This window comes from Agrobacterium larrymoorei, from assembly GCF_030819275.1.
GTDB classification, from domain to species: domain Bacteria; phylum Pseudomonadota; class Alphaproteobacteria; order Rhizobiales; family Rhizobiaceae; genus Agrobacterium; species Agrobacterium larrymoorei_B.
This window is the reverse complement of record NZ_JAUTBL010000001.1, coordinates 62,307-75,282: the sequence shown is the minus strand read 5'-3', so window position 1 is coordinate 75,282 and position 12,976 is coordinate 62,307. Positions and strand designations below refer to the sequence as shown.

Annotated in this window: 13 protein-coding genes and 1 pseudogene; all 14 read left to right on the top strand. The window is 57.8% G+C overall.

Translation table 11 applies throughout. From position 1 onward, the window contains the following. Nucleotides 1-59: 59 nt before the first annotated feature. Nucleotides 60-944, top strand: a complete 885-nt coding sequence (gene purU, locus QE408_RS00375) for a formyltetrahydrofolate deformylase (protein ID WP_306927539.1) — start codon at nt 60-62, stop codon at nt 942-944. Nucleotides 945-1,096: 152 nt separating this feature from the next. Further along, nucleotides 1,097-1,795, top strand: a complete 699-nt coding sequence (locus QE408_RS00370; RefSeq protein ID WP_306927537.1) for a GntR family transcriptional regulator — start codon at nt 1,097-1,099, stop codon at nt 1,793-1,795. 179 nt (nt 1,796-1,974) lie between these two features. Next, a complete protein-coding gene (locus tag QE408_RS00365) occupies nt 1,975-2,835 on the top strand; it encodes an ABC transporter substrate-binding protein (RefSeq protein ID WP_306927535.1) in 861 nt (286 codons plus the stop codon). A 74-nt stretch (nt 2,836-2,909) separates the two neighbouring features. After that, nucleotides 2,910-3,599: an amino acid ABC transporter permease gene (locus QE408_RS00360; protein WP_306927534.1), complete on the top strand. Its 690-nt coding sequence runs from the start codon at nt 2,910-2,912 to the stop codon at nt 3,597-3,599. 28 nt (nt 3,600-3,627) lie between these two features. Further along, on the top strand, nt 3,628-4,359 hold the full coding sequence (locus tag QE408_RS00355; protein WP_306930131.1) for an amino acid ABC transporter ATP-binding protein: 732 nt from the start codon (nt 3,628-3,630) through the stop codon (nt 4,357-4,359). Nucleotides 4,360-4,436: 77 nt separating this feature from the next. Further along, nucleotides 4,437-5,615 carry an iron-containing alcohol dehydrogenase gene (locus tag QE408_RS00350; protein ID WP_306927532.1) on the top strand — a complete coding sequence of 393 codons (1,179 nt, stop codon included), beginning with the start codon at nt 4,437-4,439 and terminating at the stop codon, nt 5,613-5,615. A 116-nt stretch (nt 5,616-5,731) separates the two neighbouring features. Next, the gene (locus QE408_RS00345) at nt 5,732-6,334 is read left to right on the top strand and encodes an amino acid synthesis family protein (protein ID WP_306927530.1); all 603 of its coding nucleotides are present in this window, start codon (nt 5,732-5,734) and stop codon (nt 6,332-6,334) included. Between the two features lie 11 nt (nt 6,335-6,345). Further along, nucleotides 6,346-7,191 carry an alpha/beta fold hydrolase gene (locus QE408_RS00340; protein WP_306927528.1) on the top strand — a complete coding sequence of 282 codons (846 nt, stop codon included), beginning with the start codon at nt 6,346-6,348 and terminating at the stop codon, nt 7,189-7,191. Continuing rightward, nucleotides 7,188-8,126, top strand: a complete 939-nt coding sequence (locus tag QE408_RS00335) for a flavin reductase family protein (RefSeq protein ID WP_306927526.1) — start codon at nt 7,188-7,190, stop codon at nt 8,124-8,126. Before QE408_RS00340 ends, QE408_RS00335 begins: the two co-directional genes overlap by 4 nt. Continuing rightward, nucleotides 8,123-9,163, top strand: coding sequence for an LLM class flavin-dependent oxidoreductase (locus QE408_RS00330; protein ID WP_306927525.1), 1,041 nt, complete (start codon nt 8,123-8,125; stop codon nt 9,161-9,163). The genes QE408_RS00335 and QE408_RS00330 overlap by 4 nt, the downstream gene beginning before the upstream one ends. A gap of 4 nt (nt 9,164-9,167) precedes the next feature. Beyond that, the gene (locus tag QE408_RS00325) at nt 9,168-10,634 is read left to right on the top strand and encodes an aldehyde dehydrogenase (protein WP_306927523.1); all 1,467 of its coding nucleotides are present in this window, start codon (nt 9,168-9,170) and stop codon (nt 10,632-10,634) included. A gap of 4 nt (nt 10,635-10,638) precedes the next feature. Continuing rightward, the gene (locus tag QE408_RS00320; protein WP_306927522.1) at nt 10,639-10,953 is read left to right on the top strand and encodes an NIPSNAP family protein; all 315 of its coding nucleotides are present in this window, start codon (nt 10,639-10,641) and stop codon (nt 10,951-10,953) included. Nucleotides 10,954-11,011: 58 nt separating this feature from the next. Beyond that, nucleotides 11,012-12,026 (top strand): annotated as a pseudogene (locus QE408_RS00315) (polyamine ABC transporter substrate-binding protein). Between the two features lie 74 nt (nt 12,027-12,100). Continuing rightward, entirely contained in the window at nt 12,101-12,976 is an 876-nt protein-coding gene (locus tag QE408_RS00310) for an ABC transporter permease (protein ID WP_306927521.1), read from the top strand.

Sequence of the window (12,976 nt, the reverse complement as noted above, 5' to 3'; positions counted from 1 at the left end):
TTTTCCCGCGCTCCTCGGGTAGCGCGGGCTTTTCCCATCGATTGTAGAGAGGGCGCCAGATGACGAGTTTCGTCCTGACCGTTACATGCACGTCCACACGCGGCATCGTGGCCGCCATTTCGGGTTTTCTGGCGGAGAAGGGTTGCAATATTGTCGATAGCTCGCAATTCGATGATCTTGAGACAGGCCGCTTCTTCATGCGCGTCGGCTTCATCTCGGAAGAGGGCGCGACCCGCGAGGAACTGGTAGCAGGCCTGGAGCCGATTGCGAAGACATTCGGCATGGAGGTCGGGCTCTACGATCAGGCGAAGCGCACGAAAGTGCTCTTTATGGTGTCGCGCTTCGGCCACTGCCTCAACGATCTGCTCTACCGTTGGCGCATTGGCGCGCTGCCGATCGATATCGTCGGCGTGGTCTCCAACCATTTCGATTACCAGAAGGTCGTCGTCAATCACGATATCCCCTTCCATCACATTCCGGTAACGAAGGAGAACAAGCCACAGGCCGAAGGCCGGATCATGGATATTGTCGAAGGCAGCGGCACGGAACTGATCGTGTTGGCTCGCTATATGCAGGTCTTGTCCGATAGAATGTGCGAAGCGATGGCCGGCAGGATCATCAATATCCACCACTCCTTCCTGCCAAGCTTCAAGGGCGCCAATCCTTATAAGCAGGCCTATCAGCGCGGCGTGAAGCTGATCGGTGCTACAGCCCATTATGTGACTGCCGATCTCGATGAGGGCCCGATCATCGAGCAGGACACCGTGCGCATCACCCATGCCCAGTCGCCGGAGGATTATGTCTCGCTTGGCCGTGACGTGGAGGCGCAGGTGCTGGCGCGCGCCATCCATGCCCATATCCATAAGAGGGTGTTCATGAACGGCAACCGCACCGTCGTCTTTCCGCCAAGCCCCGGCTCTTATGCTTCGGAGCGGATGGGATAAAGGTTTGATGGCGGGGAAGCAGTGCGCACTGTCATCTGGCGATTGCCATGATCATACAGCGTCGCTAAATATTTTGGTACGCCATAATATTAAAAGCCAAATCCTGATTCTGCCCTGAGCACAACCAGGCAAGCGACAGATGAGGTGATACCATGAACGATGCTTTGCCGGGAAATGCCATTCGCGTTGAACGTCCGACGAAAACCTTGAGAGAGCTTGCGCTCGACAAGGTCCGGGATGCGATCGTAAATGGCTACTTTCGTCCAGGGGATCGTCTGGTAGAGCGCGATCTTTGCGCGCAGCTTGGGGTTTCACGTACCATCGTTCGCGAGGTTCTGCGTCATCTGGAATCCGAAGGGCTGGTGGCCAACCTGCCAAATAAAGGCCCGATCGTCGCATTGCTTGATCTGGACGAGGCGAAGCAGATTTACGAGATCCGCGGTGCGTTGGAGGGAATGGCTGCCCGGCTCTGCGCCGAACGACGCGATCCTGCTATCGTTGCGGCGCTGGAAGCATCGCTCGATCAAATTCGCAAGAGTTACGCGAAAAAGGACATGGCAGGCGTTCTTGCGCATACCTCGTCTTTCTATCAGACGCTGTTCAGCAAGGTCGATCGGCACGTGGCCTGGGGTGTGGTCAATCTTCTCACCGTCAGGATCAATCATCTTCGCTCCATGACGATCAAGACCAAGAGCCGCGACACCGAAGGCCCGGCACAGATGGAGAAGATCGTAGAGGCTATTCGCCAGGGAGACGGCGACGTCGCTTACCAGGCGGCGCTCGATCATGTGGCCAGCGCCTGTGCGATAGCCGAGGCCGTTTTGACGGCACAGAAAAACGCCGAAGCTTAGCCATTCGGCACGCAAATATTCTACGGTGCGGCGGTTCAGCGCGACCAGCCGTTGGCGTGCTGTGCGTAAATTAATTTGCAATTACAATAGTTTATAAAATTTACGTCACCTTATTGACAGACAAATTCGTTTGATGTGATGGTATGCCATAATCAATAATATAGAGAGTGGAGCTCACAATGAACTGGAATCCGAAATTTCGGAAATGCGAAACCGTGTCTGCCAGAGCCCTTCTGGCAGCTGCTAGCCTTTTGCTGTTTTCAACCGCAGCCCTTGCTCAGGATTGCAAACCGAAAATTGCAGATAGCTTACTGATAAAGCCAGGCCATCTCGTCATGGCGACAAGTCCGACACTGCCACCGATGGCCTATGCCGATCAGCAGGGTGTGCTGAAGGGCCTGCGCATCGAGCTGGGTTATGAAATCGCCAAGCGGCTCTGCCTCAAGCCGGAATATATCAGCACGGAATATGCAACCATGGTGCCGGGTCTGCAGGGCGGACGTTGGGACATGATCAATGCTGGACTGTTCGTGACGGCAGAACGTCGCAAGATCCTATTTATGATCCCCTACGAAAACCTGGCGATCAGCATCTCCACCGCAGTGGGTGCGTCAGATCCGATCACCAAGGTTGATGATCTGGCCGGCAAGGCGGTCAGCACAGATATCGGCGGGTATGCGGAGCGCAAGATCAAGGAATTGAATGAAGACTTCAAGAAGCGTGGTCTAACGCCGATGACCATCAATCTCTTCGACAATTACGCTACCGTCTACCAGGCATTGCGTGCCGGTCAGGTGCAGGCCGCCGTATCGATCGATCCGGTCGCCAAGCAGTATCAGGATCGCGGTGAGTTTACCCACGCGCTGTCTGGTATGTATCCGACCCCCGGATCGCTTTCCTTCGGCAACAAAGACGTCGCAGAGGCCGTGTCTGCCGCTCTCAAGGAGATGAAGGCCGACGGATCGCTCGAAAAGCTGATGGCAAGCTACGGCGTTGGCATGGCGCCGGGCGATCTTTCCGTTCTCGGCCCTGAAGGCTGAGTTTCATCCATCCCGACTTTCAGCGCGGCGGATGCTCTCCGCCGCGACCGTTACGGCATGCAATGGAGATCGACGTGAAGGGTTGGAACTGGGAAGGCTTTTTCGAATATCTTACGAATTTTTATCTCTTCGAGGGCGCGCTGGTTACGCTCGGCCTTACCATATTCGCTATGACGGCGGGTTTAGCTTTGGGCTTCATCATCGCCGTAATGCGCATGTCGAAGTACCGCATCCTCTCCGGTCCGGCTTACTTCTACACGTGGATCTTTCGTGGCACACCGCTTCTGGTCCAACTGATCATCATCTATACCGGCCTGCCGCAGATCGGTATCAAGTTCACGGTGGTGCAATCGACGCTGATTGGTCTCTCACTTTGCGAGGCCGCCTATCTGTCCGAAATCGTTCGTGCCGGTATTGCCGCGGTGCCGAAGGGGCAGGTCAATGCGGCACGCGCGATCGGTATGACGGAGGCGCAGGTCATGCGCTACATTGTGGCGCCGCAGGCATTCCGCATCATCATTCCGCCGCTTGGCAACTCCGTCAACGGTGTGCTCAAGACCACCTCAATCGCCTCGATCATTTCCATGGAAGAGCTTCTGCGACGCACGCAGGTCCTCATTCAGGAGAAGTTTCTGGTTCTGGAGCTCTTTACCGTCGCAGCTCTCTACTACCTCGCCATGACAACCGCATGGGAACTGATCCAGCGCCGCATCGAGAAGCGGTTCGGCAAAGCCTACGGCCCAATGTCTGCTGACGCGCATTAAGGAGAGCAGGATGTCTCAAGCAACCGGTATGATCGAACTGCACTCCGTCAACAAATGGTATGGACCCACTTTTCAAGTCCTGACCAATTGCAGCCTCAACGTCGCCAAGGGTGAGGTCGTTGTGATCTGCGGTCCCTCCGGGTCTGGAAAGTCGACGCTGATCAAATGCGTCAACGCGTTGGAAACGGTGGGAAATGGTGTGATCGTCGTCAACGGGGTCGAGGTCACGGATCCAAAGACCGACATGCCGAAGCTGCGCTCCAAGGTGGGAATGGTGTTTCAGCATTTTGAACTCTTCCCACATATGACGATCCTCGAAAATCTCTGCATCGGGCAGGAAAAGGTTCTGGGGCGCTCGCCGGATGAAGCGCTCGCCAAGGCCAATGCTCTGCTTGAGCGGGTTGGGCTGACGGCACAGGCCCGCAAATATCCAGGCCAGCTGTCAGGCGGGCAGCAGCAGCGTGTGGCGATTGCCCGTGCGCTTGCGATGGACCCTGTTGCGATGCTCTTCGATGAGCCGACTTCCGCGCTCGATCCGGAAATGATCAACGAGGTTCTCGATGTCATGGTGTCGCTTGCCCAAGAGGGTATGACGATGATGGTCGTCACCCATGAAATGGGATTTGCCCGCAAGGTGGCCGATCGGATCGTCTTCATGGATGGCGGAGAGATCGTGGAGATCGGCGAGGGCGACAGTTTCTTCACCCATCCCAAGACGGAACGCGCGCGCTCCTTCCTGTCGAAAATCCTGGCGCATTAGGGTCGCTGCGGTTGATGCGCATCTGAGGCCTGCGTTGCAGATGGAATTCAAATTTTCTTAGAGCGACGGAGACTACAATGATAAACCGTGTCCTGATGCCGCGCGAACTGCTGATCGGTGGCGGAAGTCGATTTCGATTGCCGGGCATTGTCAAATCGCTCGGTGTTCGCCGTCCACTGCTTGTCTGTGATCCAGTCATGCGGAAGTTCGGCCATGCTGATGCCCTCTTGCAGGCTCTTGCCGATGAGGATGTCGACGCCGCGATTTTCTCCGACGTGGTGGAAGATCCTACAGACATCACCATCCAGTCCTTGGTGGATCGGATTTCAGATGGAAGCCATGATGGCTTGGTCGCGCTTGGTGGGGGCAGTGCTATCGATACTGCCAAGGCGGGCGCAATCGTTGCTACAAGTGGTGAGGAGCTGCGAGCGCTGAAGGTACCGCGCATCGTCGATTTCACGGTAATGCCAGTCGTCGCCATCCCGACGACTGCGGGAACCGGCTCCGAGGTTACGCGTGCTGCGGTGGTAACCGATACGGGCGCCAGCGAAAAAATGTTGATCCTCGGCACTGCGGCTTTGCCGGTCGCGGCCATCATCGATTATGAGCTGACACTGACTTGTCCCTATCGCGTCACGGTGGATACCGGCATTGATGCGCTGACTCATGCGCTGGAGGCACTGGTCAACCGGAATGGCAATACCCACGCCGAGGCACTGGCGCTGTCCGCGTTGAAGCTCATCGGCGCTCATCTGGAGCGGGTCGCGAACGATCCAAACGACCGGACGGCACGCGAAGCAATGATGCTCGGTGCCACCCATGCTGGACTTGCGGTTTCCAATACCTCTACAGCCCTGATCCATGGTTTGAGCCGACCGATTGGCGCCTTTTTTCACGTGCCTCACGGCATGTCGAATGCCATGGTGCTGCCGCTGGTGACGCAGTTTTCCTTGAATGCCGCCTTGCCGCGCTATGCGGCGGCGGCTCGCGCGCTAGGGTGCGCCACGTCAGACGATAGCGACCCTGTTGCCGGAGCTAAGCTGGTGGAGGCGTTCATCGGCCTCAACAAAAGACTGAAGGTGCCCACCCCGGAAGAATTCGGGATCGAGAGGAGCCGGTATCTCGGCCTCCTGCCGGAAATGGTGCGACAGGGGCTTGCCTCAGGAACGCCTGGAAACAATCCGCGCATTCCGAATGAGGCGGAAATGACTCGTCTCTATGAACTCGCCTATGACGGACGATTGGAGGCGGTATAGGGTTTAAGTTATTGGAAAAATAGATTTATTTTAAATTTTCTTTGGCGTGCATCCAGTTCTTGACAGCATAATATTATGGCATACCATAAGACATCATAACGACGGAGAGAGCACCCATGTCCATCCAGATCCGCAAGACATTGTTGCAGGTCGAAACGACGTTGATAGAGGGAGGCAAGGCGGCTGCAACGCCGTTAAAGCTGTTTGCCGCACTGGCCGTGGTGAAAAATCCCTGGGCAGGAAAGGGCTTCGTTGATGATCTGAAGCCGGAAATCCACGCGGCTGCGCCAGTGCTTGGCGAATTGCTGACCAAGATGATCCTTGATGCCGTTGGCTCGGGAGATGCGGTCGAAGGCTATGGGAAGGCTGCGGTCGTCGGTCTCGAAGGCGAGATTGAACATGCATCGGCACTGATCCATACCTTGCGTTTCGGTAATCATTACCGTCAGGCCGTCGGTGCCAAGTCCTATCTCGCCTTCTCCAACACGCGCGGCCCCGGCAATGCGCCGATCATGATCCCACTGATGGACAAGAATGACGAAGGCCGCCGCTCCCATTATCTGACAATCCAGACCTCAATTCCCGATGCTCCGGCAGCTGATGAGATCATCGTTGCGCTCGGCGCGTCCGTTGGTGGCCGGCCTCACCATCGTATTGGAGATCGCTATCAGGATTTGAAAGATCTCGGCCAGGACGTTGCCAATCCGGCCGGCGTTTGAGGGCCGCACTGATGCAGGACGCTCTCAGTTCACCCGCAGTCCATGTTGACAAGGCAACGGCACCGACGTTGCCACGGAAGACGACCGCGGGCGGCGCTGCCTACTTCGAAGCGGGGGAGGGCGAAGACCTCATCCTCATTCATGGCGTTGGAATGCGTCTCGAAGCCTGGCAACCACAAATCGAGGCGCTCTCCCGGAGCCATCACGTGATCGCCGTCGATATGCCGGGGCATGGTGGCAGCGGGCGCCTTCCCGAGGGAAGCACGCTCCAAGAGTTCGTCAGCTGGTTCGGACGCTTTCTGGACGACCTGAAGATTATGCGCGCCAACGTCGCGGGCCATTCCATGGGCGCTCTGATCTCTGGCGGTGCCGCGGCAACCTTCGGGGACCGGGTCATGCGGGTGGCTTATCTGAATGGTGTCTATCGCCGCGATCCAGCGGCAAAGGCTTCCGTTCTGGCGCGTGCTGCCTCGATCCGGACAAACGGCGTGGACAAGCAAGGCCCACTTTTGCGCTGGTTCGGCAATGACCCGAAGAGCATCCATGCGCGGGAACTGACACGCAACTGGCTGGATATGGTCGACCCCGAAGGCTACGCGGTCGCTTACAATGCCTTTGCTGGTGGAGACGAGACCTATGCGGGTTGCTGGCCGTCCGTCGCATGTCCCGCGCTTTTTCTCACTGGCTCTGACGATCCCAATTCGACGCCGCTGATGGCGGAGCAGATGGCGGCGATTACGCCACGGGGTTACGCGCGCATCGTGGACACCCATCGCCATATGGTCAACCTCACCGCGCCGGAGACTGTGAACGCATTGATGGCCGAATGGCTCGCTATCGAGGAGGAGGCGAAATGACCGTTCCAACACTTGACCCACGCGCCCTGCGCGACGCTTTCGGCGCCTTTGTAACAGGGGTCACAATTGTCACGACACGGGACGATGCCGGTAAGCCGATTGGCTTTACCGCAAACTCCTTCACCTCCGTTTCGCTCGATCCGCCGCTGCTTCTGATCTGCCTTGCGCGCACGTCGCGCAACTTCGCCACGATGACGGCGGCGAAGACCTTTGCCGTCAACATTCTTTCCGAAGGCCAGAAGGACCTCTCCAACACCTTCGCTCGTCCGGTTGAAGATCGCTTCGCCGCTGCGGCTTGGCAGGCCGCGCCGAATGGGTCGCCGATCTTCACCGAAGTTTCGGCCTGGTTCGAGTGTTCGATGCAGGAGGTGATCGATGCGGGCGATCATGTGATCTTGCTCGGCCGCATTTCGGCTTTCGACAACAGCGGGCGAAATGGCCTCGGCTATGCTCGCGGGGGTTACTTCACCCCCATGCTGGCCGCGAAAGCCGTGTCTGCCGCGGCTGAGGGCGAGGTCGCCGTCGGGGCGGTTCTGGAGCGGCATGGCGAGATTTATCTCCTGGGCGAAGATCGGCTTTCGCTTCCAGCTTGCGTGGTTGCCGGTGGGGATCCGGTGGCGGCGCTAACCGACCGGCTTGAGGAACTCACAGGTTTATCGATCAGGACTGGCTTTCTTTATTCGGTTTACGAAGACAAAGCCGATGGCCGGCAGCACATCGTCTATCATGCTCTAGCTGAAGGCGATGGAGCCCCACGCGAAGGGCGCTTCTTCGAGCCTGACACGCTGACCTCGGCAATATTCGAATCCGGTGCGACTGCGGACATCGTCCACCGCTTCGCACTGGAAAGCTCCATCGGCAATTTCGGCCTTTATGTCGGCAATGAAACCGCAGGCAAGGTTCATCCCGTTTCGATCAAGGGTGCCCGTCCATGAAATTCTCGCTGTTCGTTCATATGGAAAGGCTCGACGCCTCCCAGGACCACAAGACCCTTTATGAGGAATTCGTCCAGCTCTGTGAGATCGCCGACAGGGGTGGGATGCATACTATCTGGACCGGTGAGCATCACGGCATGGATTTCACCATTGCGCCCAACCCCTTCGTGACGATTGCCGATCTCGCCCGCCGGACCAAGACCGCGCGTCTGGGAACCGGCACGGTGATCGCGCCCTTCTGGCATCCGATCAAGCTTGCCGGCGAAGCCGCGATGACCGATCTCATCTGCGACGGTCGCCTCGACATCGGCATTGCCCGCGGCGCCTATTCCTTTGAATATGAGCGACTGCTTCCTGGCCTCGATGCCTGGGGTGCGGGGCAGCGTATGCGTGAGCTCATCCCAGCGGTTAAAGGCGTATGGGCCGGTGACTACGCCCATGATGGGGAGTTCTACAAATTCCCGGCTACAACATCGGCTCCCAAACCCTTACAGCAGCCGTTCCCGCCGATCTGGGTAGCGGCGCGTGATCCAAACTCCCATGAATTTGCCGTTGCCAACGACTGCAATGTGCAGGTCACCCCGCTTTGGCAGGGCGATGATGAGGTCGAAACCCTGATGGGCCGCTTCAACGACGCCTGTGCCAAGAGCCCGGAAAAGCCACGCCCGAAAATCATGCTGCTTCGCCATACCTATGTCGGCTCCGATGAGGCAGATATCGCGCGAGCCGCGCATGAGATGAGTGTCTACTACAACTACTTCTTCGCCTGGTTCAAAAACGAAAAGCCCGTTCACCAGGGCCTCATCGAGCGCATCCCAGCGGAAGACATAGCGAGCAACGCCATGTTGTCTGCCGAGGTGATGCGCACGAACAACGTTATCGGCAATCCGGATGATGTGATCGCCCGGATCAAGACCTATGAGGCGATGGGCTATGACGAATATTCGTTCTGGATCGATACCGGCATGAGCTTCGAGCGGAAAAAGGCATCCCTCGAACGATTCCTTTCCGATGTCATGCCAGCCTTCAAGGAGTAAGCGGATGCAACGTTTCCAATGTTACATCGACGGACGGTTCGAAGATGGCGAAGGACAGTTTGCAAGCGTCGATCCCGCTACTGGCGCCGGATGGGCGCAGATGCCGGAAAGCCGGGAGGCGGATGTCGGACGCGCAGTCGACGCTGCGCACCGGGCGCTCTATGATGACGCTGTGTGGTCTAAACTCACCCCGACGCAACGCGGCAAGCTTTTGTATCGGCTTGCCGATCTGGTGGCCGAGAATGCGAAGACGCTGGCCGAACTCGAAACGCGCGACACTGGCAAGATCATTCGAGAGACCTCGGCGCAGATCGCATATGTCGCGGAATATTACCGTTATTATGCCGGGCTTGCCGACAAGATTGAAGGCGCCTATCTGCCGATCGACAAACCGGATATGGATGTCTGGCTGAGGCGCGAGCCCGTGGGGGTCGTGGCGGCAATCGTGCCATGGAACAGCCAGCTGTTTCTTGCGGCGGTCAAGATCGGTCCGGCGCTTGCGGCGGGTTGCACCATCGTCATTAAGGCATCGGAAGACGGACCTGCACCGCTTCTGGAATTTGCACGGCTGGTGCATGAGGCGGGTTTCCCCCCAGGCGTTGTCAACATCGTCACCGGCTTCGGCGCCTCTTGCGGCACCGCGCTGACGACGCATCCGAAGGTGGCGCATATCGCCTTTACCGGCGGACCGGAAACCGCGCGCCATATCGTGCGCAATTCGGCGGAAAACCTCGCGTCCACATCGCTGGAACTCGGCGGCAAATCGCCTATCCTCGTCTTTGCTGATGCTGATTTGGAAAGCGCCGCCAATGCGCAGGTCGCAGGAATTTTTGCCGCCACCGGCCAGAGCTGCGTTGCGGGCTCCCGGCTGATCGTCGAGCGCAGCATTAAGGATCGTTTCCTCGATATCCTGAAGGCAAAGGCAGAGGCGATCCGCATCGGCTCACCGCTGGACATGGCCACCGAAGTCGGCCCGCTCGCAACGGAGCGGCAGAGGAAACACATCGTCTCGCTGGTCTCGGTGTCTGTTGAGGCGGGCGCGAAGGTGGTGACCGGCGGTGAGGCGATCGATGGGGATGGCTACTTTTACCGCCCGACCATTCTGGATTGTGACGGCATCCGCTCGCCCTCCATGGAAAGAGAATTCTTTGGCCCTGTACTGTCTGTGATGTCGTTCGATACGGAGGCAGAAGCGGTCTTGCTTGCCAATGACACCGTCTATGGCCTGGCGTCCGGCGTCTTCACGCAGAACCTGACACGCGCCCACAGGTTGATGAAGGCGATCCGTGCCGGAATCGTCTGGGTCAATACCTATCGGGCGGTGTCGCCGATCGCGCCCTTCGGTGGCTTTGGCCTTTCCGGCGATGGCCGAGAAGGAGGTCTTGCCGCTGCACTTGATTATACGCGCACCAAAACCGTGTGGCTGAGAACGTCCGACGATCCTATCCCCGATCCATTCGTGATGAGGTAAGCCGATGTTCTACGAAATCCGCACCTACCGGCTGAAGAACGGAGCAATTCCGGCCTACCTCAAAGTCGTGGAAGACGAGGGTATCGAGATCCAGAAAAGTCATCTTGGCGAACTTATCGGATACTTTTTCTCCGAAATCGGGCCGATCAACGAGATCGTCCATATCTGGGCCTTTTCCAGTCTGGACGACCGCGAAGCGCGCCGCGCACGGCTGATGGCCGATCCGCGTTGGCTCGCCTTCCTGCCAAAAATCCGCGATCTCATCGAAGTCGCTGAAAACAAGATCATGAAACCGGCCGCATTTTCGCCCTTGAAGTGAGGCGCGGCCGATCACGATACGCATACCAATAACAAGCTCAAAAGCGGAGTAAGGGAACATGAAATCGAAACTGGTATTGACGACATGCGCAGTTATTTTTGCCCTTGGAACGTCCGCCAAGGCGGAAGATCTGGTGTTCTCCAGCTGGGGTGGCACCACGCAGGACGCCCAGAAGGCGGCATGGGCCGATAAATTTACGGCGTCGACCGGCATCAATGTGGTGCAGGATGGCCCCACCGATTATGGCAAGCTGAAAGCCATGGTCGAAGCGAATAGCGTCACTTGGGACGTGGTGGACGTAGAGAGTGACTATGCGGCACAGGCCACCCGGACCGAAAGGCCTACTGGAAAAGCTAGACTTCAGCGTCATAGACAAATCGAAGCTCGATCCCCGCTTCGTCACCGATTACTCCGTCGGCAGCTTCTATTATTCCTTCGTCATCGGTTGCAATGTCGATGCGGTTGAAGCCTGCCCAAAAAGCTGGGCCGATCTCTTCGATACGACGAAGTTTCCGGGCAAGCGTACCTTCTACAAATGGTCCGCTCCCGGCGTCATCGAGGCTGCACTTCTGGCCGATGGCGTGCCCGCCGACAAGCTCTACCCGCTCGATCTCGACCGCGCGTTCAAGAAGCTAGACACCATCAAGTCCGACATCGTCTGGTGGTCGGGCGGTGCGCAGTCGCAGCAGTTGATCGCGTCTGCGGAAGCACCTTTCGGGAGTGTCTGGAATGGCCGCATGACCGCACTTGAGAAAAGCGGTGTGAAGGTCGAGACGTCCTGGGAGCAGAATATTACCGCAGCGGACTCGCTCGTTGTTCCAAAAGGAACGAAAAACAAGGATGCGGCGATGAAGTTCATCGCATTCGCCACCTCGGCGCAGCCGCAGGCGGACATGGCGACGGCAACGGGCTATGCGCCGATCAATATCGCATCCGCCAAGCTCATGGACCCGGCGGTTGCCAAGACTTTGCCGGACCAGCAGACCGCAAGCCAGGTCAATGCCGACATGGGTTACTGGGCGCAGCATCGCGATGAGATCGGCGAGCGCTGGTACGCCTGGCAGGCGAAGTGAACCAAGCCGAATGAAGCAGTGACGCGGGCGCTTTTGGCGTCCGCGCCGTTTTTCTAGTTCCGGGAGGTTCGGACATGGTTTCACTCACCAATGATGCAGTCAGCCCGAAAGCGCGCTCCAGGCTGCCTTTCCGCCCCGGCAACTTTGTGGCCACCCTGCCGGCGTTGCTTCTGATTGTTCTGTTCTTCGTCGTCCCGGTTGTCATTCTTCTGAGCAGAAGCGTTACAGAACCGGTTTTCGGTCTTGGAAATTATGCGGCCCTTCTCGGTAGTTCGACCTATCTGAAGATATTCTTCAACACCTTTGCAGTCTCGGCACTGGTGACGGTGGTGTCTCTGGTTATCGGCTTTCCGGTCGCCTGGGCGTTGGCTATTATGCCCTCGCGTCTGGCGTCGATCATCTTCGCGATATTGCTGCTATCGATGTGGACCAACCTTCTCGCGCGCACCTATGCCTGGATGGTGCTGTTGCAGAGAACAGGTGTCGTCAACAAGACATTGATCAATCTCGGCATCATCGACAAGCCGCTTGCGTTGGTTAACAACCTCACCGGCGTGACGATCGGCATGACCTATATCATGCTGCCCTTTATCATCATTCCGCTCTATGGTGTCATCCGCAAGATCGACCCAGCCATCCTTCAGGCAGCGGCCCTCTGCGGCGCGACCCGTTGGCAGGCTCTGACGCGCATTCTTATTCCGCTTGCGGCGCCTGGGATGATGGCTGGTGCATTGATGGTCTTCGTCATGTCGCTCGGTTACTTTGTCACGCCAGCGCTGCTCGGCGGAACCGCGAACATGATGCTCGCTGAACTGATCGCCCAGTTCGTTCAATCGCTGGTCAATTGGGGCATGGGCGGGGCGGCGGCTTTCGTGCTGCTGGTCGTTACTCTGGCCCTCTATGCGATACAGTTGAAGTTCTTCGGCGCCGCCGGGGCAGGGGAGCGCTGA